This is a genomic window from Spectribacter acetivorans, from assembly GCF_031846305.1.
In the GTDB taxonomy this organism is placed as follows: Bacteria; Pseudomonadota; Gammaproteobacteria; order Nevskiales; family Salinisphaeraceae; genus Spectribacter; species Spectribacter acetivorans.
Genome location: NZ_JAVRHY010000005.1, coordinates 147,349 through 173,947, shown reverse-complemented (window position 1 = coordinate 173,947; position 26,599 = coordinate 147,349). Strand labels below are relative to the sequence as shown.

Below are 26,599 nucleotides of genomic sequence, written 5' to 3'. Positions count from 1 at the left end.
CCTATAGAACGCCAGTGCGTCGCTGCTGCAATGTGGGCAAGATGGCCTTTGGTGAGAGGCGGAGGAGGTTATATGGCAGGCCGTATGCCGGAAAAACTATATAAGTATTACTCAATTAGCGATAGGTCGCTCAAGGCAGTCAAAGATCAAGCCATTTACTTCTCGCCACCTAATAAGTTCAACGATCCATTCGATTCTGCTGTAATGGCGCCGATAGCCGAGCCCTCTCCACAGGAGAAGTTGGAGCTTCATACGCGGCTAAAGCATGAGCGATCATCCGAAGATCCCTTCCCTGATGATCTGCACCTTTTGACGCCTGAAGATGCATGGATCTGCGTGAAAAAGGTTGTTGAGGACGTTAGGGACGATTTTAGAAGCAGGTTTCTTAATTTGAGAGGTGTTGCTTGCTTCTCGGAAGTCAACGACAGTATTTTAATGTGGTCCCATTATGCCCGCGCGCACACAGGTTTCTGTTTGGAGTTTAATACAAGTGGAGATCTGTTCTCGAAAGCAAGACGGGTTGAATATAAGAATAGTTTCCCGGAGCTATCGGTTAATGAATTGCTGCTGAAGCAAAACGCAGAACACCTCATTGACCTCTCGTGCACAAAGCATGAGTCTTGGGCGTACGAGAGAGAATGGCGACTTATTCATAGAGATGGCGGTACGGTATACAACTACAGCGCTGAAGAGCTGACTGGCGTGTACTTTGGATCAAATATCGATTCTTCATTTCTGGAGATAATATGCTTGATCCTTCGTGGGCAGAACGAGCATATAAAGTTCTACTATGGCGGGATGGACAGCTCCTCATTCTCCGTGAATTTTCGAGAAGTGGGCTACTGCAGTCATCTTGAGAAGAGCAGGATGGAGTCGTGATAGAAGACCACCTCGAAACCTCTGCCCTCGATTGGCTCGATGGCATAGGCTACGAGTGTTGCAAGGGCGAGGCGATCACCGGGGAGGGTAAGGACCGGGAGCGCTACCGCGAGGTGGTTCTGAGGCCTCGCCTTGCATCAGCAGTGCGAGCGCTCAATCCCGACCTCGCCGAGGTGGATGAGGTCGTTGACAAGCTGGCTGACTACAGCGCCCAGTCGCAGCTTGAGGGTAACCGCGAGGTTCACGACTGGCTGATCAGCGGTGTACCGGTCGAGGTAATGCGTGACAACGGTGAGCGTGAGGTCATCCGCGCCCAGGTGATCGACTTCGAGGATGCGGAGGCCAACGACTGGCTGGCCGTGCAGCAGTTCACGGCCCACGGCACCCATCCACGCCGACCCGATGTCGTGGTCTTCGTCAACGGCCTGCCACTCATCGTCATGGAGCTGAAGAACCCCGGCGACGAGGATGCGGACATTGAGGAGGCCTGGAAGCAGATCCAGACCTACAAGCGGGAGGTCCCGCAGCTTTTTCACTACAACCTGCTGAACGTCATCTCTGACGGCATCGTGACCCGCTACGGTTCGCTAACCGCCGATCTGGAGCGGCACACGCCATGGCGGCTAATAGGCGCTGAGGAAGCGCCTAGCCACATGATGGAGCTGGAGGTGCTCTGCCGGGGTCTGCTGGACAAAGCGACGCTCCTGCGCTTCCTGAGGGGCTATGTGGCCTTTGTGACCGACGACGGCGCGGCGCAGGCCAAGGTCGTCGCGCAGTGGCAGCAGTTCCATGGCGTCGAGAAGGCGGTCGAGCGTGCTGTTTCGGCCTATCGCAGCGGTGACGGCAAGGGCGGCGTGGTCTGGCATACCCAGGGTAGCGGCAAGTCCTTTCTGGCGCTGTTCTACGCCCATGCGCTGCGCAAAACCCCCGAGCTGGAGAATCCGTCCATCGTGGTGGTCACCGACCGCAATGACCTAGATGGCCAACTATTCGAGACCTTCGCGGCGTGCCGGGACACGCTGGAAACCGTGCCGGTGCAGTTCGAGGATCGCGCGGACCTGCGCAAGCGGCTCCAGGCTGTGGCAGCGGGCGGGATCTTTTTTACGACCATCAACAAATTTGCACCGGTCGAGGATGGTGTCGAGGCGCTGAGTCAGCGGCGCAACATCATTGTGATCGCCGACGAGGCGCACCGAACGCAGTACGGCTTTCGGGCCAAGATCAACGCGGAGACCGGTAAGAAGAAGTACGGGCTGGCCAAGTACATGCGTGAAGCGCTGCCCAACGCCATCTATCTCGGCATGACCGGCACCCCTGTTGAGCAGGATGACCGCGACACGCGGGGCGTGTTCGGCGAGTACGTCGATGTCTACGACATGCTCGACGCCCAGCGCGACGGCGCAGTGGTACCGATTAGCTACGAGGCCCGGATCATCGACCTGGCCTTCAACGAGGCCGAGAAGCAGGCCCTGCTCGACGAGTTCGAAGAGGCCATGGCCGATGAGGACGTGGAGGGGCAGAGCAAGGCTGCCAGCCGCTACACGCGCCTGGAGGCGCTGGCGACCGCTGAAGGCCGGATGCAGACGCTCGCCGAGGATCTGGTCAAGCACTGGGAACAGCGCCAGGAATCCATCCAGGGCAAGGCGATGGTGGTAGCCATCTCTCGCGCGGCCGCTGTACAGCTCTACGACGAGATCGTGAAGCTGCGCCCTGACTGGTATAGCGACGATCTGGACAAGGGCAAAATCAAGGTCGTGATGACCGGCAGCAAGGCCAGTGACCCTGAGCACTTCGCACCGCACCGGACGGACAAGACGCAGCGCAAGTTCATCGAAAAGCGTTTCAAGAAGCCGGATGACGAGCTGGAAATCGTCATTGTCCGGGACATGTGGCTGACCGGCACTGATTCGCCGCCTTGCCACACGATGTACATCGACAAGCCCATGCACGGCCACGGTTTGATGCAGGCCATCGCCCGCGTCAATCGCGTCTGGAAGGACAAGCCGGGTGGGCTGGTGGTGGACTACATCGGCATCGGCGAGGACCTCAAGAAGGCAATCACCAGCTATACCTCGGCGTCCGGCAAGGAGGAAGAGCCCGTTGATCGCTCCGGCAAGGCGCTGGGCGTTTTGCTCGACACGCTCGACGTGCTGCGCAAGGAGTTCTGGCGCGGCTTCGATTACAGCGGATTCGAGGAGCCGCAGAAGGCCGTAGCGCTGCTCAAGCCGGCGATGGACCACATCGCCCAGATCAACCCCAAGGGCGACGAGAAGGGACGCAACCTGGGCATCCGGGACTTCATCGATCAGGTCACCAAGCTCACAAAGGCCCAGGCGATTGCCGGTACTCGCGAAGAGGCTTTGGCGGTACGCGATGAGATCGCCTTCTTTCAGGTCATCAAGGCGGGTTTGGTCAAGATGACCCGCGCCAGCAGCGGCAAATCCCGACTCGAAAAGGAAGCCGCGCTGCGCCAGCTCGTGGCCAAGGGGGTGCTGGTCGAGGGTGTACGAGACCTCTACGAGGGCTTAGGCATCGACAAGCCGGATATCTCGCTTGTCGATGAGTCGTTTATTGCGAAGCTCCGCGAGATGCCGCAGAAGAACCTCGCGGCGGAGCTGCTCCAGCGCCTGCTCGACGACAAGATCAAGTCGCGAGGCAGCCGCAATGCGGCGCTGGAAGTCGAGTTCGCCAAGAAGCTGAAGGACGCCATCGACAAGTACCGTAGCCGCTCGCTGCACAGTGCCGAGGTCATCGAGGAACTGATCCAGATCGCCAAGGAGCTGGCCGAACACAAGCCCCCTGAGGGTCTGACTGAGGAGGAGGCAGCCTTCTACCAGGCGCTGATCAAGAACGAGAGCGCGGTGCGAGAGCTGGGTGATCCGACATTGCGTGCGCTGGCCCAGGAGCTGACTGACAAGCTGCGCAAGTCGGCCACTATCAACTGGCATGAGCGCCAGTCCGCCCGAGCCGGTATGCGTGCGATGGTCAAGGTGCTGCTAAAGCGCTATCGCTACCCACCCGACAAGCAGGAGGCAGCGACCGAAACCGTGCTGTCGCAGGCGGAGCGTCTCGCTGACACCTGGGCATTTGAACTGTCATGACGCATCCCACATCCAGTTGCTGAACATATGAAGCGTCTATGCCCTGCTTCGTTATCGAATCGTCGGCGAAGGCGAAGAACACCCTGGCAGCACAACCGTAGCACCCGTGAAAGCGGGCAGCCCTGGACCAACTACTCAGTGACTGCGGCTCGGCTCATCCCGGCAACACTAGCGGCTGAGGCTTGATCCCCGCCGTAACGGTTGAGGACCCGGGCATTATCGTGGCCGCCTCCGTTGCGGACACCTATCCCACCAGCAAAGAATCGATAAGCGACCTGCGCAAATCTACGCCACCAAGCCTGCCCACGCCACCAGAGGGTGACTTTCTTGAGGCTAGTCAATCGCTTCCCGCGAGAATACTAACTCCCTGTTTTTATCGAAGTTTCGAGGCTCCCACGGAGTCCAGTTGATCCGGGGTCGGCGCGATGCGAGAACACACAATATAGTTACTCTTGCCGACTGGAGCGACTCTACCGTAGCTTGTTGCACGTGAAATCGCACGCGAACCCGATGCTCAACCGCCAAGTCAACGACGCCGTGAAGGCGCTAGACGACGGCCGGTGGGGGCCATTGGCTGCACTCATCCAGCACGTTCGTCGCCACGAGAGCTGGCGAGACGAGTTCAGGAACTTCAGCGACTGGATTAACCACCAAGCCGCTGCGCATGGCTTGAGCCAGGCAAGGTGCTGGCGATACAAAGCCTCGGGGGCATACTACGAAACTCTGCGGGAACGCCACACGGGGCTCCCCGAGCTAAAGGACCTACCGGCAGGCATCTCGGCCGAGGCACTAGAGCTCCTGGAGAAGTTGGAGCGTGTGGCGCAGAAAGGCCTGATCGAAGAGATGACCGTGCGCGCTCTCGCCGGCGACATGCCGATACGCGAGCTTAAGCAGGTTTGGGCGACCTACAAGCCGGCGCTTCAAGCAAACTCACCAGGCGATGCAGTTGAGGGGGCCCGGCAGCTCGAGGCAGATTGTGTTCTTGCTTTGTCTAAGCAGCGTGCCTGGACCGGCCATCAGAACCCGGTGCGCTGTCATGTTTACCGCTCCGTGCCAGATTCCACAAATCGGCGTGAGTTCGACGCGGTGGCCCTTGTGCAGGGCGATCGTACCGCCGAGGCCGAAGTGCATGTCTTCGAAATCAAGCTCGCCTCCAAGAGTGCCGAGGCGCAGTGGAAGTTCCAGGCGTGGTCTAAAGAGGCGGATTTTTGCTGGGCGGTCACCAACGCCACTCAACCACTGCAGATTCTCGAACGACTGGAGCCCCATGTTGGGCTGCTAGCACTCATCGATGGCCAGCTCAATGTAAGCCGGTCGGCAATTCGACAGGAGACAGATCAGACGCTCACACCGTTTGTGCGCACGCTGTTGCTGCGGGCGCTGAGATCCTAGTTTGCAATATTAACTCTTGACGAATGGAGTATATAGATGACTAACCGACGGCTCTAAGGAAAGCCGGCGTCCCATCGTGCTCACGGTGATTTCGTCGCACACAACAACGATAGCGATGCGCCTTACGTTGATAAGGAAACGAGAAATGAACGCGCTCAACACGAATAGCCCCGCCTGGTCGAGCCACGCACCGCTGGCAACTCAAGGTAATTCCTCAAACATCGACTTTTTCAATCGACTGCTAAGGCGGAGCCCCGAGCTGATGACCGTGACACCAACCACCTATTCGCGGCAGAGCATCACTCGCACAGTCATCCGCCGTGGTGCTCGGCAGCATCACGTCGGGCTGTATGCCAGCCGGCGCAACAAAGCGTTAGTGCCTTTCGAGTCCACCCTAGAGAAGCAGGCCTGCGCCCTACTGGAATCACAACCTCGCTTGGTGGGCTACCGGACACAGCCGTGTGCGATCCAGCTGCCAATCGACGGCAAGACCCGCAAGGTCTACCCCGACTTCGAGCTGACTACCGTAAACGGTGTGGCTCTCGTCGATGTCAAGTATGAAAAGGCGTCGCGCAAGCTGGCTTTTCAGGCCCGCGCGTCGGCGCTTCAGGAGTACGCCAATCAGCGCGGGATGAACTATGCCGTACTCACTGAGCAGCACATTCGTGTACCCCGCATGACAGCCACCACCTGGCTCATGAGCCTGGCCAACGGTGATGCGCGGCCACAGTTGCATAAGGCAGTACGTACCTGGCTGTCTAGCCTTTATGGATCGACGATAGGCGACTTATTTGATCTCTCCGCTGGCTACCCAGCGGTGCAAAATGTCCTGGCTTCGTCGATCCTCGATGGCCATCTCCGCGTGGACTGGGATTACCCCATCAAGGACCAGCTCGTCATCTTCTCGATCGAGGAGCAGTAGCGATGGCAGAACTGCGTCTTGAGAGAGGAGCCGTCATCGACTTCCACGGTCGTCGCTACACCTGCGGCGGTCGTGGGCCCGGCGGCGGTTACATGCTCGCCCCCCACAAAGGTCGGACCAACCAGCTAATCAAGCCCGGCGCCGCCTTTGATGCCCTGGCCAAGGGGAAGTTGGTCTTCGTAAAAGAAGAATCGGACCACGAGGGCGATCCGCCGCCCGAATTGCATTTCGATTTGACCGCACTGGCAGAGGGCGAACGCACTCTGGTGCTGATGCGTCACTACTACATGCGTCGCATGGATGACTACCGGCGGGAAGGCGGAAAACTCTCAGAGAAAGCCGTGACGGCGCTCGCGAGGGAAGTACACACTGACTACGTTGCAATCTGCCGCAGGCACGACCGCGAACCACCCCACAAGCCGATGAGCGAGGCCGCCGTTCGTCGTTGGTATCGGCGCTGGGTCAATTCCGGCCACAAGTTAATCAGCATTGTCCGCGACGCAACGGGCAACAGTCACAGCAAGCTGACTACGGAGCAGGCAGATGCGCTGTACGCAGCCATCCACGACGATTATATGGACAGGCGGCGGATTAGCGCACGGCACGCCCACACGTTGATGACCGCGAAGCTCAACATCGAGAACCGGGCCAGGGAGGCGCGTGGCGAGGCTCCAATCAAGATCCCGCACTACAACACCCTCTTGGCTCACCTCGATCGGGTCGATCTCTTCGAAAAGCTCAAGGCGCGCTACAACACGCAGTACGCGCTGAAGGTCACCCGCCAGTATGGCATCACCCCGCCGGCGATCCGGCATTTGGAGCGGGTTCAAGTGGACCACACGCTGCTCGACATCTACGTCGATTTCGGTCACCGGACGCTGGTGCGCCCGTGGCTGACGCTGATTCTCGACAGCTACTCCAAGGCCATCCTAGGCTTCTGGCTGACCCCGGACCCGGCGTCGGCGGAAAGTGTTATGCAGGCGATGCGAATGGCGATCCTGCCGAAGAACGTGCGCGAGCTCGGAGGTGATGCCGAGTGGCATTGGCCGATGCACGGCCTGCCGTCCGAATTGACTCTGGACAACGGCAAGGAATTCCACGGGAAAGACCTGGAAATGGCAGCAGCCGAGCTGGGCTTCACGCTCAACTTCACCCCGCCTCGCAAACCCTGGTTCAAGGCTCAGGTCGAACGCAAGTTCGGCGAGATCAACCGGAGCCTGCTGGCCCAACTCCCAGGCCAGGTCTTCAAATACGAGCCTGAGAAGCACGGTCTCGATTATCCGCACCTCTCGCTTGATGAGTTGAAGCGGATCTTTCTCCAGTGGATCACGACGGTGCTGCACCGTACGCCGAACGAGAACGGCCATACCCCGGAGCAGCTCTGGCTCGAGTCGGTTCACAGGCACGGCATGCCGGGCGGCGGCTTCGCCCAGGAATACGTCGAGATGTGCCTGTCCAAGACCTGCGCCGAGAGGATCATCCACCCCAACGGCATCCACCTTAACGATCTGCACTTCAACAACGAGTGGCTGTCGCGCTTGCGCAATGAGCTGGCGCCGAAGGTCGACAATCGCAAGCCGGCGGTAACGGTAAAGTGGTCTGCTGCGGACGTTGGTGTCATCTACGTGCTCCACCCCGACACGCATGAGTTCTTCCGGGTTGAGGCCCAGCAGGAATACGCCCATGGCCGCTCCCTCTACAACCATCGTGTGGTGAAGCGCGAGCAGCGGCTTCGGCGCAAGGCGAGCTTGCAGGATGCATGCTACACGGATGCAGCTCTCGCGCTCGACCAGGCGATCAAAGAGCTAACTGACACGAGGGTGGCCAAGGGCAAGAAGCTCGGTACAAAGGTCGCCCGCTATGAGAGTGGCAAGCCCAAGAGGGCAGCTCGCACGTGCACTCCCACTCCGCCGGAGCCCTTCGATCGGGAGGAACCGATTCAGCATCTTGATGATGATGTGGTGAATACGAGTACGGGAGAGATCCTGACGGCGAAGCCGACTGAAGCGAAGACGCCCCCGAGCGATAAAGATATCGAAGACTTCGCCGACGACTTGGAGATCTGACGATGCCGACAACCTCGATCAACGTGCCGGAGCTCAACCGCGCCCTTCGAGCGCTGCGGATTCCGCACGGCAACTTCAAATCGGCATTCGAGCGAGGCAAGGAGCTGTTCCACTTACCCGACGAGGGTATGCCGGGCAGCGGCCTCATTGTTTCGGGCCCGTCCGGTGCCGGCAAGACCACACTGACCCATGCACTGGTGGACTATGGCCACAAGCATTTCGGCCCCGATTCGGTCATGCGTACCCAACTCTCGTCCGGAGCCACGATCAAGGGGCTTTTGTCGGGCCTGCTGTGCGCGTTTGGTGATCCGAGGCCGAACGCGGGCGCCACGTACGATCTGTCCCGCCGGCTGCTTAACACGATCAACGTGCGCGGATGCCGTCTCATCATCATCGACGAGACTCAGCACCTCGTCCCCGGCGGGAAGCCTTCTCAGGCTCTGATCGACAACATCCTCAACAGTCTCAAGATCCTGGACGAGTCAGAGGTCTCATTTGTCCTAGCCGGAATGGACACTATCAGCCAACTTTGGGGGGCGGACCCACAGATTCGAAGTCGCTTCCAGACTACCTGTTACCTGAACGTGCTGGTTTACCCGAAAGACCGCCCCACCTGGCGGGGGATCATCAAGAGGTACCTCTGCAAGATGGAAGATTTCGGGGTGACGGTAGAATGCGCCGACCTTGAAGACCGCCTCTATGCGGCGACCAAGGGAGCGATGCGTCCGCTGATGCTGACCCTGACTTCAGCAATCGTCCTGGCAGCGAAGGACAACAGTGTAGTGGTAAAGACCGAACACCTGCGAAAAGCGACTCAGAAGCAAATCGACAAGAATGACGGAATGCCCAACGCCTTCGACATCGACCTGGAAGAGATTACACGCTTTAGCCGGGAAGCCCATACGACGCGGAAGCTGGCGCCAGCCAACAGGGGCTTGGGCGAGATTCTGTCTGCATGAAGCCGCGCCTACCGGTTCCGTGTCCATTGCAGCCCGGACAGTCTCTCCCGGGACTGTTGTCCCAGGCCGTGGTTGGCAACAGCTATACCAGCCTAGGCTTGCTGGCCCAATACTTCGGCGTGACCGATCGTCCTGGCGGGCTGAGCAGGGTGGATCTGCGGCATCTGGCCGTGGGCGCGGTCGACACCGGCCAGTTAGCTCAATTTACCGAGCACACGCCCGAGCAAATCCAAGCCGCCGCGTTGAAGCTCGGCCCGCCGTGTCCTGGGGGACGATACGACGAGTACGTCAGCATGCACCGATGGCGCTATTGCCCGGCCTGCATCCAGAGCGGCAAGCCTCATCAGCGGCTATGGCTGCTGCCATTCTCCACGGCGTGCCCGGAGCACGGCTGCGAGCTGGTCGACGCCTGCCAGGCTTGTGACCGGCCGAATGCTGTCAACGTCGTTTTGATGCCGCACTGCGCAGGCTGCCAAACATTTGCCGAGGCTAGACCGGCGCAAGCTCACGAGGTCGAGTGCGCGGCTACGCTGAATCGCCATCTGGACGATGAGATGGAGTTGAAGCGCCTGCTGGATCGCCTGATGACGGCCTGGTTTCTAAGCACGAGCGAAGCGCTCAGGCCACACTACCGTTTCAGCCCTCAACTCCAGACTGTAGCGGCCATGCGAGACCTAGTGATCCGGCTGTGGCCTGCCGCTCGGTCCACCGGGGACCTCGCGGCCGCCGTTGAAACCCAAGTTGAGGCTCTGGCAGAGCGATGGCCCCGGTTCCCCGCCATGCCCACGATGCTGGTCAATCGTGCTCGGGAGGCTGGTGCCGTGCTGCCAGCCCGGGAGATTGGTGAATCCCGTATTTCGTTGCTCCGTGACGACGACCCCTGGTGGCTCCCCCTCTGTGAGGCTGCTGCCGCGGCCGGAATCTCCAGGCATGTGATGCAGCCACTGGTGGACAGAAAGCGCGTCCGCTCCAAGTTGTTCACCAAGATAGGCGACAACGGCAACCGGCACAAATTCCGGATGGTCGACATGAACCATCTACACGAGATAATCGACAATCTCTACGCCGAAGCTATGCCGGTTTGCAACGCGACCAGCCTCACGAACATCTTGATGGTGCCGCTACATGAGGTCATCCGGGATGTCCGCAGCGGGAAAATGTCGGTCTTTCGAGGCGAAGGTTCGGACCTGTCCGAATTGATGGTTAGCTATAACGAGACGACAGCGTTTGCTCGGAGGCAACGCAAACCAGCCGGCACGCTCTCGGCCAGGGAAACGGCAAAACTGCTGGGCACGTATCACGCCGTTGTCGCCGACCTGACGGATCGCAGAATTCTCGCCACTCACCACAAACCGGATCCGCGCCGGCTGCTGATCAATCAGGAATCTGCCGAGGCTTTCAATAGGGAGTACATCCTGGTTGGGACCCTGGCCAAATTGCTTGGCCTGAACAGCACTAATCTGGCGGAGAAGCTAGCGGCTATTGGTGTGCAACCGGCACCTCTGGATGCCTTGGTCACGATCTATCGCAGGGCAGACGTCGAAAGTGTCGATTTTGCGGCCGTGAGTGCTGTAGCAAGTTACGAAACAAAAACCGGCCGAAGGCCCAAGGTCGATGCCAGCAAGGTGGACTGCCCTCGCACAAAGAAACTCATCGCGCTGGTCAACGAGCATGGAGGGCAATCCGCGTTTTGCCGGAAGTTCGGGGGCTCCCGCGGCACGTTATCATCCATCCTTCTTGGCCAAAAGAAGTTCGGGCCTTTGGCGGCCAGGCGGATGGAGAAGCGGGCTAACCTCGTTGAAGGATGGTTTGATTCCTGCGGCGTAGTGCACGCAAGAGAATCCGATGCACAGCCAAGCAGATCGCGAACACATCGACCAGCGTAGTACAAAACTGTCCAGCATAATGGCGATGGCCGTTGCTTACTCGCTCGGCCAACAGGAGGATGAATCAAGATTCCCGCGCAACCCGGCAACGGGCTGGAGAGCGTCACCCGCAAGCATCTAAGGACGGAAGAGCTTTCTCGGATAGCTGCACGATGGCTGCGCCTGAAACCTAGCGACAGATCGGCTCAGTATTCGACTTCGATCACGCGTCTTCGGACCAGCTGTGGGGGCAGAAAATTGCCTGGCCGCTGGCAGCCAGCCGAATCCTATAGTGTTGATAGAGATTGGCTGAGCCAATAGGCAAGCTCTCGCGATGATGTTGGCCGAGAGGACGGCGCCACAGAACATAGCCGCACCAGTCGTCAAAAAACTTAGGCGCCACTTTTCTCCGCCCGGTACCAAGGCAACACCAAGTTCCGGATAATGAGGTCATCAGTCGGTGAACACTCCAACTCTACCCATGCAACTGACGGGCATCGGACTCTACACCTTCCCGGAAGCGGCTCGCCTGACCGGGATAGCTTCGGCGCAGCTACGCCGCTGGCTCATCGGCTATCGGCCCAGCTCGTCGTCTCGCAAGCCCCCGATCTGGGAAACCGACCTGGCCGCCGAAAACCTGGAGGGGCTTAGCTTCTTCGACCTCCTGGAAGTCCGGCTGGTGCGGCATTTCCGCAACCTTGGGATCAGCCTTCAAACGATCCGACTCGCTTCGAAGCACGCGAAAGAGCTGTTCCACAGCAGCCACCCCTTCATCTGCCAGCAGTTCCTGACCGATGGCAAATCGATCTTTGCAGAAGCATTCGAGGCCAGCGACGAAAACAACCTGATCGACCTGCGACATAAGCAATTCGTCATAAACCAAGTGGTTCGACCCTCGCTGTATTCCGGCCTGGAATACGACGGTGACCAGCCTCAGCGGTGGTTCCCGATGGAGAAAATCAAGTCTGTCGTTCTGGACCCGAAAATCGCTTTCGGCAAACCGATCGTTATGGGTACCGGCCTGCGGACCCAAGCCTTGTTCGATGCCTGGCTGGCGGAAAACGAGGACTACCGACGGGTGTCCTTGCTCTATGAAGTCCCTGTCAGCGCGGTCAGGTCGGCGGTAAGATTCGAACAAAAACTTCCTGCGTGAACTTCTTCTTCGACAACAACTTGCCCCCAGCCATTGCGCGAGCTCTTCAAGCGCTGTCGAGGAGCCAGTGGGGCGAGGAGCACGAAGTCCAACACCTGACGAACAGATTTCCACCCGACACGCCTGACGCCGAATGGATTACTACGTTGTCGGATGAAGGTGGTTGGTGCGTGATCACGAAGGACAGGCTGACAAAGGGACTGGAGCGCCAAGTTCTCGCCCGTGCGGGACTCGTCGTGTTCCTCTTGGATCGGAGCTGGAAGAACCACCAATTCTGGGCGTCCTCGGTTCAGCTTTGTCGCTGGTGGCCGAGGGTCGTTGAGCAAGCTGAACGCCTCAGCGGCGGAGCAATTCTTCAGGTCCCCTGGAACGTCAGCGGCAAAGGCAAGTTCAAGCAGGTCCCCCTAGCGTAATCCGTCATCCGGCAACCGCTTTGCCTAACCGTAGCTATTTGCTGCGCCACATTCGGTCGCTAGATCCCAGGACCAACACAGCAACGCCTGACCGTGGCCAGGAATGTGCGTTACGGTCAGCGGATACTATGATATCGGGGTAGCCACGGTCGCCGGATGCTGTGACAATCACGGTCAGCGAATCCTATAGTAGCGCCGTAAGCCATTGATTTCTGGAAGTCGCCACGGTCACTTCTTCAGTTGCCTCAGATTGATTTTCCTGAACTGCATCTTGAGCCTCGGGCCGGAAGGGAGGTCGCAGTGCGTTAGATTGGAGGTAATGAAATGTCAGCTTCTATCACATACTTTCCTGTATCCAATGGCGATATGGCACTGGTCTGTCTGGACAACAGGCAAACGATCCTGCTCGACCTCAATATTCGAGAGGCGGCCGACGATGATGGCGCCGACATGCCTGACGTGGCTTCGCAGCTTCGCGAGCGCCTCGAGCGCGATGAGTACGGGCGAATGTATCTGGACGCTTTCCTCCTCAGCCATCCGGACCAAGATCACGTCAACGGTTTGCGCAATCACTTCCACCTTGGCCCACCGGACGAATGGTCGAGAAAAGAGGACAAGATCCTTATCCGCGAAATATGGTCTTCTCCAGTCGTGTTTCGCCGCGCTAGCGCAATCAATCCGCTATGCGAAGACGCAAGAGCTTGGGCCACAGAGGCTAGGCGGCGCGTAAAGCGGTTTCGCGAAAGCGGGGGCTCCACAACGGAAGGCGATCGCATCCTCCTCATGGGCGAAGATACTGACGGGAAGACGGATGACATCCTCGATATTGTCGTGAAGGTGGATGACGTTTTCTCTATGTGCAACCGTATCCACGAAGAGGTGTTTGAGGCACGGCTCCTCTGTCCGCTGCCGGTGGCAGACGATGACGACGAAGAAACGTTCACGAAGAATGACTCATCCGTCGTTGTGCGCTTCTCTCTCAAGGGCGGCGGCACCGCGGATCAATGCCGATTCCTGACGGGCGGAGATGCTGGCGTCGCTATCTGGAAAAGACTGTGGCGTCGCCATGGCGATACCAATACCGACTGGCTGACGTACAACATCCTGCAGACACCCCATCATTGTTCGTGGCGAAGCCTCAGCTTCGATCGCTGGAGTGACCTAGGGGAGCAGGTCAAGGTCGATCCAGATGCACGCCAAGCGCTGTCCCAAACTAAAAAGGGGGCGGTGATCGTGGCAAGCAGTAAACCGATCAAAAAGGGCGACGATAACCCGCCGCACGAACGCGCCAAGCGGGAGTACATCGACATTCTGGGAGGAGATCACGATAGGTTCTACTGCACAGACGAACACTGGAACGAAAACAACCAGGCACTGGAATTCGAGATCAAGGCAAGCGGTATCACCAGGAAGATTGTCGATGCTGCAACTTCAGCTGGACTGGCACTTGGTATCGGGGCAACGGCTGCCCAGCCTCGCCAGCACGGCTGATTCCCCATGCCCGGAGAGAGCCTCCGTGCGCACGCAGAGCACTTTTTAGCGGTTGCAACGCGTCACCCGGGATGCCGCGCCGGCAGAATCATCGACGCCATTAAAACAAGCGCTACGGTCGAGCTGGATATAGACGTTGAGCTGCCATTGCACATGAAGCCGGATGGGCAAAGCCCCAACGGAGTGCGCAATGCGGAAACCGTACAAGTTGTGCTGGGGCCATCGTATCCGTGGTCGTCTCCGGCCTTTTATTTGCGCACAGATTTCCCCCGCGATCTACCCCATATCCAGCCGGACGCAACGGATACGCTGCCGCGCCCATGCCTGCTCGACGGTAGTCAGCGAGAGTTCTTCTTCCAGTTCGGCATGGTGGAGGGCGGCATCTTTCACCTTGTCGATCAACTTGTGATCTGGTTGCAGCACGCAGCCGAGGGGACGTTGATTAACCGCGAGCAGGGGTGGGAGCCCACCCTAAGGCGCGACTTGGCGAACCTGATGGCAATCGACGCGGAGTCCTGCCGCACCCTGGTGGATCGCAGCGGAGGCCATCGCATTTTCAGGGCGGGCTATATACGGCTCGGTGCGGTGGATAACAGACTTTCGTCCGGCGCCGCGGCGATGCTTCACGTCAGCGCCGAGCGGACGCGTCTCAAGCGGGCGGACAATGATCTGTTCATCACTCGGCCCGGAGCAGAATCCACTTTAGGCAGCACCGTGTGTTGCGTCGTCTGGCCAGACAAGCTGCCGAGCGGCGAGCAGTTCATAGCCGATACCTATCTACCTGAAACAGTGACCACGCTGGGTGCGCTCCAGAACCGTGCCAACGAACTACGTTGTGGCCAAAACCTCCGGGGTATGCTCGAAGCGCTGGAACGGTACTTCCGTGGACGTGCTCTCGAAACACCAGTACCGATAGGTATCGTCCTGTGCGCCCGGCGTCCATTTCACCTGATCGGTTCCGCGTCTGACATCGAATTGCTTCCCTATATTGTCGAAGTGCGCGCCACCCGGGGGCGTAACGCGCTCTTCGCTTCGGGTAGCGACGAACCCGTTGCTCCGGCTACGCAGCTCGACGTTGCCAATCCCGCCTTGCTGCGCAACGTCTCGGGTGCACCGGAGACAGGTTCTGTTGCCATGCTCGGGTGTGGCAGCGTCGGCTCGAAAATGGCAGTGCATTTGGCACGTTCTGGCGCTTCTATCACCATAGCAAGCGACCAGGATCTGCTGATGCCGCACAATCTAGCTCGGCACGCCCTAACGTACTGTGGTCCGCCCCGGTACAAGGCAGACGCACTGGCCGATGAACTTGTTCGTCTTGGCCAGGAACCGCAGGTTCACAAAGGGGATCTCGTACAGGATCTGCAGAGCGTAGGGCGCCGTCGGGGGATCCTTACAAAACAGTCCACCTATGCAGTTAATACCACGGCGTCGTTGGGCGTACGCGAAGCGTTGTCGCTCCTTGCGCCACAGGATGTTGAGCCCCGGTTAGCGGAAGCTGCACTGTTCGGGCGCGGTAACGGCGGATTCTTGTTGGTCGAGGGAAAGGCCCACAACCCCACACTTTGCGACCTTGTTGCCGAACTGTATGCAACCGTTGACGAGAATCGCCTCCGTAGCCTGCTGTGCGACCCTGAGCATGGGCTTTCGGAGGTGCAGATTGGTCAGGGATGCAGCTCGTTGACTATGCCGATGACGGACATGCGCCTTTCAGCAATGACAGCGGCGTTGACCGAAACATTAGTAGAAGTCATGCAGCACGGTGACGGCAACGGTGAGATAGCCGTAGGCCACACAGCGGAGAACGCTCCTGACACAGGCTGGTCCAGGCGATCGGTTGCTCCGTTCCACGTGATCCCGATTCAATCGACGCCTGGCTGGACAATGCGGGTATCGCAACGTGTTCTCGACCAGATGCGCGCCGAAGCGAAACGCTGGCCTGCGTCAGAAACCGGGGGCGTTCTGATCGGCAAGTGCAGCGTCCGGCTCAAGGCAGTGACCGTAGTGGACTTGCTCCCAGCGCCTCCAGATAGTGTCCGTTCCGAAACCCTTTTCACGCTGGGCACCAATGGCCTGAAACAGGCCATCATTGCTCGCCACCGCGCAACAGGCGGCGCTCTGTTCGATGTCGGGACCTGGCATTCACACCTTGATGATCACGGCCCATCGGCACGCGACTGGGAGACCGCGCGCGAACTCGGTTCCGGGCGCCCACCGCCATCAGTGCTACTCATTGTCACGCCGGAAAGGCTGCATGCCATCATGCATGCGGAAGGGAATTGTGGCCCATAGCCCTTCGCTCAAGGAGCAGAACGCTTGGCTGCTTCGGGCGGTTCTGCTGCTACACGCCGTGGTCTTCGCATACGTAGCCTTCGAGCCTGTCATGCTCGCGCAGCTCCATCGTCCGGATCTCGTTCAAAAGCTCCAGGAAGCGCTCGCGCCCGGCACGCTCTCATTGGCTGTCATCGCACTGACTCGGATCGTGCTACTCGGACTGATCCCCGCGCGGCTACGTGATCGAGCAATCCACTGGCGCTGGCGCAACCCGCTTCCCGGAAGTCGGGCCTTTACGAACCTAGGACCGGCGGATCCCCGCGTTGACATGAGCAGGATTGAGAACCGTTACGGCCCTCTACCTGACGATCCCGGAAGGCAGGGTGCGCTCTTCTACCGAATCTATAGCGCACATGCCAAGTGCCCTGGGGTCCTGGATGCGCATCGCTCATATCTCGCGGCGCGCGACATCGGCATGATCAACCTACTTATGTTTCTCCTGCTTCCGACTTTCGCTTACTGGGCAACGGGGGAACTAGGTCGCCCCACGGTATATGCGGGAATACTTTTGTTGTCATACACGCTCATGTCTTGGGCTGCCCAGATATACGGCGAAAGGTTGGTCGAGAACTCCCTAGCGGCAGCGTCCGCGGAGGAAAATACGTTTTCAGGAGGGCGCGTCTGATGGCTTAGGATAATAGAGGGCAGACCAAAATAGTGCCTATCTGTAAGGTGTTGCATAATGCAAGACAGACTAGGATTTGTGGCGGCATCGACGCTCACTTAAGAAAACATGCGAAATTGGCGCAGGCCGATATTCAACTCGCGCCTGAACTTCTCCAATATCTCACTTTCTAAACGAGTGGTGGTGTGCGCCATCTATTGCACCTACTTCCGGAGAAGGCCACTGATGAGGCGCGGTGGCTGCCTACCGCCGGAAGGAGGTGATTGATATGGCAAGGACGAAATGTCGTCCACAGCGGACGTCGGCTAAGCCGGGACCCAAGACCGTGAAGGTCGAGTCCCACCGGCGCTCCAAGCCGGCCCGGCTTGGTAAGAAGTGTCGGTAAACGGTAGTTGACTAAGCGGCGCACACCGCCACTATCCGCTTTACGGCGAAGCCCCTCGTAGCAAATCGGTTACCTTCTGCTGCAGGTACGATCGCGCGGCAGGGTGCGATCGGCCGCGTCAGACCATAAGGAGCTGTTGAAGTTTATGCCGGAGTTGGTGTTCAAGGGGAAGGAGTACGTCTACAACCACCATCTGTCGGTGCCCTACCGCCCGCTGGAGGCGGTCACGGACAAATCCGTGGGGCTTGGTGACCTGAACGGCAACCTCATCATTCATGGCGACAATCTACACGCACTGAAGGCGCTGCTCCCGCGCTATGCGGGGCAGGTGGATCTGGTGTTCATCGACCCGCCCTACAACACCGGCAATGAGGGCTGGTGCTACAACGACAACGTCAACTCGCCAATCATGCGGGAATGGCTGTCCAGCAACCCGGTGGACGGCGAGGACATGCTCCGCCACGACAAGTGGCTGTGCATGATGTGGCCACGGCTGGTGCTGCTGCGCGAGCTGCTTTCTGATCGCGGCAGCCTATGGATGACGCTCGATGATAACGAGCTACACCGAGCACGGATGATACTCGATGAGATATTCGGCGAGGACAATTTCGTAGCCAACGTCATCTGGCAGAAGAATTATTCACCGAAAAATTCGGCGCAGTACTTCTCTGAAGATCACGATCATCTGGTCGTGGTCACGAAGGACCGCGAAACATGGCGGCCGAATATGCTGAAACGGTCCGAGGCCATGGAGTCCCGGTACAGCAATCCAGATAATGATCCGCGCGGTCCCTGGAAAGCTGAGAACCTTTCGGCAAGAAACGCTTATCGTGACGGGATCTATGCCATAAGGTGCCCAGGTGGCCGCATTATCGAAGGACCGCCTAAAGGTCGATATTGGGTAGTTAATGAAGAGACGTTTAAAAAATGGGATACGGACGGCCGCATATGGTGGGGCAAAGATGGCAACAACACCCCTGCAATTAAGCGCTTCCTAAGCGAGGTTAAGCAAGGCCGCGTCCCCCAGACACTCTGGTTCTACGACGAAGTCGGCCATACCCAGGATGCCAAGCGCACGCTGCTTGAAATGGGTGTCATCCAGAGTCAGCAAGACGCCACGCTGACGCCCAAACCCGTTTCGCTTATCAAGCGCGTGATAGAAATCGCAACCGACCCGGATTCAATCGTGCTGGACTCTTTCGCGGGCTCGGCGACCACCGGTCACGCCGTGCTTTCGGCCAACGAACAAGATGGTGGTGAGCGCAAGTTCGTGCTGGTGGAGTGCGAGGACTATGCCGACAGCATTACTGCTGAACGCGTCCGCCGCGCCATCAACGGCTACGCCTTCAGCGGCACAAAGCGCGAGACACTGCTGGAGGAGAAGCTAACCTTCTCGAAGCTGAAGAAGGTGGACGACCTGATGGAGCGTGTGGAAGCCATCAAGGCCCGCGAGGGTTTCGGCTCGGGTGATCTTGCCGATCAGGCCAGCGTGGAAAAGAAGCGCTTCTCGGAGGTCAAGGCCACCGTCAAAGACGGCAGGCTGATGGTGGAAGGCGTCAAGAAGATTTCGGAGCGCGTGGAGGGCCTTGGCGGCGAGTTCACCTTCTGCACGCTGGGTGAGGCGCTAGACCTGGAGAAAATGCTCTCCGGCGAGGCTTTGCCGGATTACGAGTCCCTGGGGGCATGGCTGTACCACACGGCGACCGGCGAAACACTGCCCGCGCGACCCAAGAAGGCGCCGCAATGGTATCTGGGCGAGGCCGAGGACAAACATCTGTGGCTGATCTACCAGCCTTCGCTACTGTTCCTGAAGTCGCCCGAGGCCGCATTGACGCTGTCGGTGGCCCGCGATCTGCAAGGGTGGAGCCAGAAGCACGGCGGAAACCGCAAGAATCTGGTGTTCGCGCCAGCCAAGTACCTGAGTAACCGGCAGTTGCAGGAACACGGCGTGGAGTACGCACCCCTACCCTTCGCGCTGTACCGGGAGGCGTAAATGTCGACCAGCAGCCATCAACAGCGATTCGAGCAGGCTCGCGATCAGTTCTCGCGGGCCGTGGCGCGGCTGGCCGAGGTCGCGGCGCTGGACGAAACCGACGTGGTACGCGATGCCCTGATCCAGCGCTTCGAGTTCAGTTACGAGCTTGCACGCAAGTCCTTGTTCTACTGTCTGCGGGATCAGGGCGAGCAGGTGCAGGATATGGCAAGACCGATTCTGCAGGCCGCTTTCCGGGCCGGCCTTCTAGACGATCCCGATCTATGGGATCGCATCAAGAACGCTCGCAACGAGACCAGCCACACCTACAACGAAGCCAAGGCGATCGAGATAGCGGCTTTCGTGCGCGAGGAGGCGCTACCGGCCATGCAACGTCTGGAACAGCAGATGAAAACGCAATGAGTGCTCAGGCAGCAGAGGTGGTTACTGAGGGACCACTGGATCCGGACTTCGGAATTGCGCCGCAGTCCGCGCGGAAACTGAGAAACCTGTTTCAACAGATACCACGGCTGGAACGGGTGTGGATTTACGGCTCCCGTGCACGTGGGGGTCATCGGCCGGAGTCGGATATCGATCTGGTCTTCGACGCACCGGAGATGTCCGCCGACGACGTAACGCGCTTCAAGGCCCGGGTCGAGGATCTGGGCTTGCTCTATGGCGTGGACCTGACGCACTGGCAGGACAAGCTCGACGACAGTTTCCGGCGCAACATCGAGCGGGATAGGCAGGTGTTCTGGGAACCTCGGCGGGCTCGCGCCGAAGTCGAGCACCTCGGCGGGATTGTCATGAAACCGTTTCAGTCCGAGGTGCTTACCCAGCTCGGGCGCTATCTGGACGAGCTGAAGCGACAGCGCGACAAAGCGGCGAAGGCCGCCAATGCGCTGCGCGTTGCAGAAATCGATGTGCCGAACGAAATGAGCGACTATCCGCGCAAGGCCTGGGACGCGCTGCGCGAGGCCCAGCAGCTTCCGCCGGCCTTCGCCTCTCTGGACTACAACAGCCGTTTCGACGGCGCCGGCCAGCCGATACCCAACGCCTGTCTCAAAGTGCCGACCGGTGGCGGCAAGACCCTACTGGCCGCCGCCAGCGTGGCGCGGACCTTTTCCGGTTTTCTGGGCAAGCACACGGGGCTGGTGTTGTGGGTAGTGCCCAACGAAGCTATCTACGAACAGACGCGCAAGGCCCTCACCGACCGCGACCACCCCTACCGGCAAATGCTCAACGTCGCCGGCGCCGGGCGGGTCAAAATTCTGGAAAAGCACTCGCCGCTGTCGCGCATGGATGTGGACTCCCACCTCTGCGTGATGCTACTGATGCTGCAGTCTGCTGCCCGGCGGTCGAAGGAAACACTGCGCTTCTTCCGCGACCGCGGCAACGTGCTGGGATTCCTGCCGCGCGAGGACGATATCGAGGGGCACTTCGAACTACTGGACGCCGTGCCCAACCTCGACGCCTACGCGCCAACCGGCCTGAGCAGCGAGGAAATCAGGCACCAGAAGGGCTCCATCGCGAAGAGCTCGCTGGGTAATGTCATGCGCATGCTGCGGCCGATGGTGGTCATCGACGAGGGGCATCACGCCTACACCGAGAACGCGCTCTCTACGCTGGACGGCTTCAACCCGAGCTTTTTGCTGGAGCTTTCCGCCACACCGCGCGTGGCGGATACGAAGAAGAAGCGCGGCGGCTCCAACATCCTGGTGGACGTGAGAGGCACGGATCTCGATGCCGCCGAGATGATCAAGCTGCCGATCAATGTCGATGTGCGCCCCTGGAATGACTGGGAAAGCTGTTTGAGCGCATCAGTGGATCGGCTGAATCAGCTGCATGCGGAGGCCGATCGGCTGCACGGTGAAACGGCACGCTATATCCGTCCCATTCTGTTGGTGCAGGTGGAGCGGACCGGCAGTGATATGCTGGAATCCGGCTTCATTCATGCCGAGGATGCCAAGACCTACCTGCTGCAACTGGGTTTTCACGAGTCCCAGATCGCAATCAAGACGTCAGAAAAGAACGACCTGCGCGACCCGGAGAATATCGACCTGCTCTCGCCGACCTGCGAGGTACGCGTCATCATTACCAAGCAGGCGCTGCAGGAGGGCTGGGACTGCCCGTTTGCCTACGTGTTGTGCGCACTGGCCGCCGGACGCAATCCGGCGGCGATGACGCAGCTCGTCGGCCGCATCCTGCGCCAGCCGCAGGTTGCCAAGACCGGTCGGGAGGCCCTGGACGCCTGCTACGTGCTTTGCCACGACGCCAAGACCGCCAAGGTGGTGGGCGACATCAAGAAGTCCTTGGAGCAGGAGGGTATGGGCGACCTGGCGTTGCATATCAGCGACGGCGGATCCGGTAGCGGCGCAAGCAATGTCGTCACCGCCCAACGTCGCGAGCGCTTTCGCAAGCTCCGGCTGTTCCTGCCACGTGTGACCTGGGTGGAAGACGATACCCGCCGTGAACTGGACTACTTCAGCGACGTGCTCGCCCAGATCGACTGGCATGCCGTCAATACCGAGGCCCTTTGCGCGAACTGGGCACCGGACCCGCGTAACGTGCGGGCGCAGCAGGTGCGCATCGGGCTGTCCATTCTCGAAGAACCCGAAAGCGCACAAACAAGCTTCGCCGAAGCCGGCGAGGTCCGGCTGGACCGGGCCCGCGTGGTGCGGGCCCTGCTCGATCTGGCACCGAATCCCTGGATCGTCTGGGGATGGGTGGATGCCGTACTGACGCGCCTGCTGACCTCTGGCCTGGACGAAGGCGCCATCGCGGCCTCCAGCGCCTCACTCATTGAAACACTGCGCCTAGATCTCGAAGCCGAGCGCGACCGCCTCGCCCAGGGCGTGTTCGAGTCCGAGGTTGCTGCCGGCCGCATCGAGTTTCGGCTTCGTGCTGACGCGACGGACTACGAACTACCACACAACATGCGCATCGCTACCAACGGTGACCCCCAGCCGCTGATGCGCGAGGACTATCAACCGGTCCAGAAAAGCCTGCTGGAACCGATGTTCAAGGCGATGCTCGACAACACCTTCGAGTGCAATTTCGCCACCTACCTGGACCAACAGGCGGCACTCGACTGGTGGCACCGCAACGTCGCCAAATCGCAGTACGGCCTACAGGGCTGGCGGCGCAACAAGGTGTACCCGGACTTCGTCTTCGCGCTCAGTGAGGAAAGTGATCAAAAGCGCGTTGTCGTCATGGAGACCAAGGGGGCGCATCTAAAGAACGAGGACACCGACTACAAGCAGCGACTACTGCAAATGCTGAGTGATCATTTCCGCGACGAACGCCACCACCGAGCCGGCGAACTGGAACTCGCCGGGCGGGAGAGCACTCTCGTCTGCGATCTGGTCTTTGACGATCGCTGGCGCGCCACAACAGACGCACGCTATTTCAGCGGATAACACAGGTTGAAAAGGTAAGCATAAGAACCAGCTCTTGCCGGTTGGTTCTATCCATCTCGAAGCCGACGAAAATTTCCCATTCAGCGGCTGGAAAAAATTTTCTTGCCCCCACAACCTGCGCCACCCATGCCGCGACAATCAGACCCTGCGCGCCTCGGTGACATCATTCCCGTCTTGATGGCGCTGGTCATCGTCGGCGGCCTTCTCGCTGTTTTCGTTTACAGCCTGGATAGCCCGGTTGACCGAGCGAAGGAGGCTGCCAACCAGCCCATGCCGGAGCCCGCCGATGAACCGGCACCCCGCCCCGGCATTTATGCGACGCGCCGGCCCGAGCCATCGGCGCCGCGCCAGGCGCCGCCGGCCGTGCCATCCCGCCCGAGCTCGGACGATCGCCGCCGGCTGGCCAAGCTGAAAGCGCTTTGCCGGCAATGGACCGAGAAGAACACGCGTGGCCAATACGAGGGCCTGCAGACCCAGGCCTGTGCCGACATGCAGCGCTTTGCACAGCAGACCAATCAGGCCGCGCCGGGGGTCACCATTCGGCAAGCCCCGTCACAGCCGCGCTCTGCCACCCGTTCCGACCGTATCGCGATCTACGTGGAGGAATGCGAGCGCTTCGGCTACGGCAGCATCCGCTATCGCGAATGCCGGGCGGACGAAAAGGAACGCCTGCGCCGACAGTGCCGAAAGCTGACCAGCCAGTTGGATGTGGTGCAGGCTGAGACCAATCAGTACACGCGGGCACGCAAGCGGGCCTGGTGTGGAGCTTACAGCCGGTATCAGGTGGTCAAGTAGCCCGCTCCTCGGCCGTGATGACGTGCTAGCCGTCCCGCGTCTGTCGGCATTGCGGGAAGCGGGAACAGCCGTAGAATTCCTGGCCGCGTTTCGGCCCCCGTTTCGCCGTGCGACGCTTCATGTGCGCGCCGCAACTCGGGCAGTTCGGTGCCGTGGCGCCTGGTGGTGGCGCCAGTTCCTCGGCGGTCTCCGGTGCCGATTCATCCACCATGGCGCGGGCATCGATCAGCGTGATGTTCTGGCCTGCGGCGAACTGCCGAGCCGCGTCGGTGAACGCGCCCACCCCGACCACGAATCCGCCGGTGGCCCCGCGTGAGGCCATCACGCCGTAAAGCTCGCGGACCACGCTGACGCCAATGCTTGTGGCACGCCAGCGTTTGCACTGGACCAGGAATGTCTCGCCCTCACGCCGCAGAACCAGATCCACCCCGCCATCCGGCCCGCTGTTCGTGGGGCTGACGCGGTAACCCTCGCGCTCGAACCAGGCGTGCATGAGCCGTTCGAAATCCCGCCAGTGCAGATCGAGCACTGACTGGCTGCTTGCCCGGTCGAGCGTTCTTGTCAGGAGCCGCTGCCGCCACCAATTGCCGACTAACGAAATCAGGGCAGCAGTGAGCAGCGTCGCGGGCGCGATGTACTGGAAGAGACTGCCGATGACCCTGATCCATTGGCCACCGATTGCGACGCCGAGTTCGTCCATCCGGACCGGCTGCGGTGCCGGCCAGTCAGCCAAGGCGGCAAACCCGAAATACGCAGGGACCGCTGACAGCACGAGCCACTGCCAGGGCAGCTTCGATAGCAGGCGAACCCAGGCTTCGAATTCCGACTCTTTCCTGCGTCGCGCCACGCTGTCAGTCACCTCGTCTTGATCGGTGCGGGACTCGAGCCGCCCGGGTTCCGCTAACCGCTTATATAGGTCTCAAGCTGCTTGATGACGTATTCCTGATCCGCAATCACCGACTTGACCAGGTCGCCGATGGACACCAGGCCGATCAGCCTGTCGCCGTCCATCACCGGGAAATGCCGGACGCGCTTGTCGGTGGCCAGGGCCATGCAGTCTTCGACGGTCTGGTCCGGCCCGACGATGAGCACGCGGGTGGTCATGACTTCGCTTACCGGGGTGTCCCGGGAGGATCGGCCCTGCAGGATCAGCTTGCGGGCGTAGTCGCGTTCGCTGAGCAGGCCGACGATCCGCTCGTTGTCGATCACCACGAGCGCGCCGATGCCCTTGTCCGCCATGAGTTGCAGGGCGTCGTAGACCGAGGCGTCCGGCGCAATGGTCCAGACCTGGTCGCCCTTTTCCTTCAGCAGTTGCCGCACTTTCGTTTTCATGAGGTGCGCCCCGCTTCAGTCGTATTGTGGGACCAGTCAATCTAGCAAAGCCGGAACGCCGGTGCTTGTTGGTGATCGCGGCCGCTGTTCTGACGTTCATCGCCGACCGGGCATCGCTTTCCCGCGACTCCCTGCCCGTGCTTGAATGCGGTGGTTCGTTTCACACGGGCAAGCGTGCCCCTTTAGTCATGCCCGACAGGATGAAAACCGCACCGGATCACCGCGGGTTGCCAATGCGCTGGCTGGCCGGGCTGATGCTCGCCGGGCTTGCGCTGCCGGCATTTGCGGAAGGCGCCGATTACCCCGACGGGCATGGCGGCGAGGTGCACTTCCCGATGGGGGCGGTGTCGTTCGCTGATCAGGTCGAGTCGTTTGCCGCCGGGGACCCGGCCGCGGACGACGATCAGTATTCCGAGGCCGACCGGGTGCTGGGCATCCCGGGTTATGCCGAGGACGAGCATGATTTCGTCACCCTGGGTTGTGGCGGCGAGCTGGTGCTGCGTTTTACCGATAACGAGCTGATCGACGTACCCGGCCCGGACTTGTACGTGTTCGAGATCGGGCCGGACACCGAGCCCACCGCGCTGGCGGTGTCCGAAGACGGGCAGGACTGGACGCGTGTGGGCACGATTGCCGGGGGCAAGGCGGAGATCGATCTGGCGCCCTACGTGGCGGCCGACGACACATTCCGCCTGGTGAAACTGGTGGACCTGAAACGCGCCTGCCGCAGTGGCACCCCGGGGGCCGATGTGGATGCGGTGGGGGCCATTGGCTCGGCCTCGACCATCGCGCTGGACAGTTCGGTGCTGTTCGATTCCGGGGCACACCAGCTCAAGCCGGGTGCCTACGCGGCCCTGGACGAGGTGCTGGCCCGCATCAACGACCCGGCGGCCAGCCAGGTGAACGTGGCGGGGCATACTGACAGCGTCGGCGATGAACAGGACAACCTACAGCTTTCCCGCCAGCGGGCCGAAGCGGTGGCCGGTTATCTGCGCGACAACGGCGACTTTGCCGGAGAGGCCGTGACCACCACCGCCCACGGCGAAACCCAACCGGTGGCCGGCAACGATTCGGCCGAGGGCCGGGCCCGAAACCGTCGCGTCGAGTTGACCGTGCGCACCACGCCGGCCGCCGACGACAAAACGCCAGACATCGACATCCTCGGCGTCTGGGGCGGCGTTGGCGGGCGCAGTGCCGATCGCATCGTGGAGCTGCGGCGCGAGGCCGGCGAGGTCCGGGGCGACTACGACTTCGACGGCAGCCGGATCCGCGGCGAGTTCGTCGACGACACCACCTTCGAGGGTTTCTGGATCAAGAAGAAGTCCGGCCAGCGCTGCGACAGCGAGAAGGACGGCAGCCCCTACTGGGGTCATCTGCGGCTGACGTTCGATTCCCCCGCCCGCGACCGTTTCAATGGCGAGTGGCGTTACTGCGGCAGCAGCGAGGACGACTGGAGCCCGAAAGGCTGGCAGGGCATCGAGCGAATCCTCTAGGCCTAC

Annotated in this window: 18 protein-coding genes; 16 read left to right on the top strand and 2 right to left on the bottom strand. The window is 60.2% G+C overall.

Going from position 1 to position 26,599, the window contains the following annotated elements:
- Positions 1-72: 72 nt before the first annotated feature.
- The 15 genes from RM531_RS07475 (at position 73) to RM531_RS07410 (ending at position 23,768) form a co-directional block, all read left to right on the top strand.
- The gene (locus RM531_RS07475; RefSeq protein ID WP_311658409.1) at positions 73-879 is read left to right on the top strand and encodes a DUF2971 domain-containing protein; all 807 of its coding nucleotides are present in this window, start codon (positions 73-75) and stop codon (positions 877-879) included.
- Complete coding sequence (locus tag RM531_RS07470; RefSeq protein ID WP_311658408.1) at positions 876-3,980, top strand: type I restriction endonuclease subunit R; 3,105 nt, start codon at positions 876-878, stop codon at positions 3,978-3,980. Before RM531_RS07475 ends, RM531_RS07470 begins: the two co-directional genes overlap by 4 nt.
- Before the next feature lie 510 nt (positions 3,981-4,490).
- Entirely contained in the window at positions 4,491-5,372 is an 882-nt protein-coding gene (locus RM531_RS07465) for a hypothetical protein (protein ID WP_311658407.1), read from the top strand.
- A gap of 145 nt (positions 5,373-5,517) precedes the next feature.
- Positions 5,518-6,294 carry a TnsA endonuclease N-terminal domain-containing protein gene (locus RM531_RS07460; protein WP_311658405.1) on the top strand — a complete coding sequence of 259 codons (777 nt, stop codon included), beginning with the start codon at positions 5,518-5,520 and terminating at the stop codon, positions 6,292-6,294.
- 2 nt (positions 6,295-6,296) lie between these two features.
- Positions 6,297-8,360 carry a TnsB C-terminal domain-containing protein gene (locus RM531_RS07455; protein WP_311658403.1) on the top strand — a complete coding sequence of 688 codons (2,064 nt, stop codon included), beginning with the start codon at positions 6,297-6,299 and terminating at the stop codon, positions 8,358-8,360.
- Positions 8,361-8,362: 2 nt separating this feature from the next.
- Entirely contained in the window at positions 8,363-9,319 is a 957-nt protein-coding gene (locus tag RM531_RS07450) for a TniB family NTP-binding protein (RefSeq protein WP_311658402.1), read from the top strand.
- Positions 9,316-11,205, top strand: coding sequence for a TniQ family protein (locus RM531_RS07445; protein ID WP_311658401.1), 1,890 nt, complete (start codon positions 9,316-9,318; stop codon positions 11,203-11,205). The genes RM531_RS07450 and RM531_RS07445 overlap by 4 nt, the downstream gene beginning before the upstream one ends.
- Positions 11,206-11,665: 460 nt before the next feature.
- Positions 11,666-12,337, top strand: a complete 672-nt coding sequence (locus RM531_RS07440) for a hypothetical protein (RefSeq protein ID WP_311658399.1) — start codon at positions 11,666-11,668, stop codon at positions 12,335-12,337.
- Positions 12,334-12,750: a PIN-like domain-containing protein gene (locus tag RM531_RS16080; RefSeq protein ID WP_349255412.1), complete on the top strand. Its 417-nt coding sequence runs from the start codon at positions 12,334-12,336 to the stop codon at positions 12,748-12,750. Before RM531_RS07440 ends, RM531_RS16080 begins: the two co-directional genes overlap by 4 nt.
- 324 nt (positions 12,751-13,074) lie before the next feature.
- Complete coding sequence (gene mblB / locus RM531_RS07435) at positions 13,075-14,241, top strand: anti-phage 6A-MBL system MBL-fold protein (protein WP_489753839.1); 1,167 nt, start codon at positions 13,075-13,077, stop codon at positions 14,239-14,241.
- A 6-nt stretch (positions 14,242-14,247) separates the two neighbouring features.
- Positions 14,248-16,530 carry an anti-phage 6A-MBL system cap2_3 protein gene (gene cap2-3 / locus RM531_RS07430; protein WP_311658397.1) on the top strand — a complete coding sequence of 761 codons (2,283 nt, stop codon included), beginning with the start codon at positions 14,248-14,250 and terminating at the stop codon, positions 16,528-16,530.
- 1,197 nt (positions 16,531-17,727) lie between these two features.
- Positions 17,728-19,575: a site-specific DNA-methyltransferase gene (locus RM531_RS07425; protein WP_311658395.1), complete on the top strand. Its 1,848-nt coding sequence runs from the start codon at positions 17,728-17,730 to the stop codon at positions 19,573-19,575.
- Positions 19,576-19,977: an HI0074 family nucleotidyltransferase substrate-binding subunit gene (locus RM531_RS07420; protein WP_311658393.1), complete on the top strand. Its 402-nt coding sequence runs from the start codon at positions 19,576-19,578 to the stop codon at positions 19,975-19,977. It begins immediately after the preceding gene.
- Complete coding sequence (locus RM531_RS07415; RefSeq protein WP_311658392.1) at positions 19,974-22,973, top strand: DEAD/DEAH box helicase family protein; 3,000 nt, start codon at positions 19,974-19,976, stop codon at positions 22,971-22,973. Before RM531_RS07420 ends, RM531_RS07415 begins: the two co-directional genes overlap by 4 nt.
- Before the next feature lie 363 nt (positions 22,974-23,336).
- Positions 23,337-23,768: a hypothetical protein gene (locus tag RM531_RS07410; protein WP_311658391.1), complete on the top strand. Its 432-nt coding sequence runs from the start codon at positions 23,337-23,339 to the stop codon at positions 23,766-23,768.
- A 25-nt stretch (positions 23,769-23,793) separates the two neighbouring features.
- Here the strand turns inward: RM531_RS07410 and RM531_RS07405 are convergent, their stop codons facing one another.
- Both RM531_RS07405 and RM531_RS07400 read right to left on the bottom strand, forming a co-directional pair.
- Positions 23,794-24,615 (bottom strand): restriction endonuclease, encoded by an 822-nt coding sequence (locus RM531_RS07405; protein WP_311658389.1) that lies wholly within the window; start codon positions 24,613-24,615, stop codon positions 23,794-23,796.
- Between the two features lie 53 nt (positions 24,616-24,668).
- Positions 24,669-25,100 (bottom strand): CBS domain-containing protein, encoded by a 432-nt coding sequence (locus RM531_RS07400; RefSeq protein WP_311658388.1) that lies wholly within the window; start codon positions 25,098-25,100, stop codon positions 24,669-24,671.
- Between the two features lie 233 nt (positions 25,101-25,333).
- On the opposite strand from RM531_RS07400, the gene RM531_RS07395 reads away from it, so the two are divergent.
- On the top strand, positions 25,334-26,593 hold the full coding sequence (locus tag RM531_RS07395) for an OmpA family protein (RefSeq protein WP_311658507.1): 1,260 nt from the start codon (positions 25,334-25,336) through the stop codon (positions 26,591-26,593).
- The last annotated feature ends 6 nt before the right edge of the window (positions 26,594-26,599 follow it).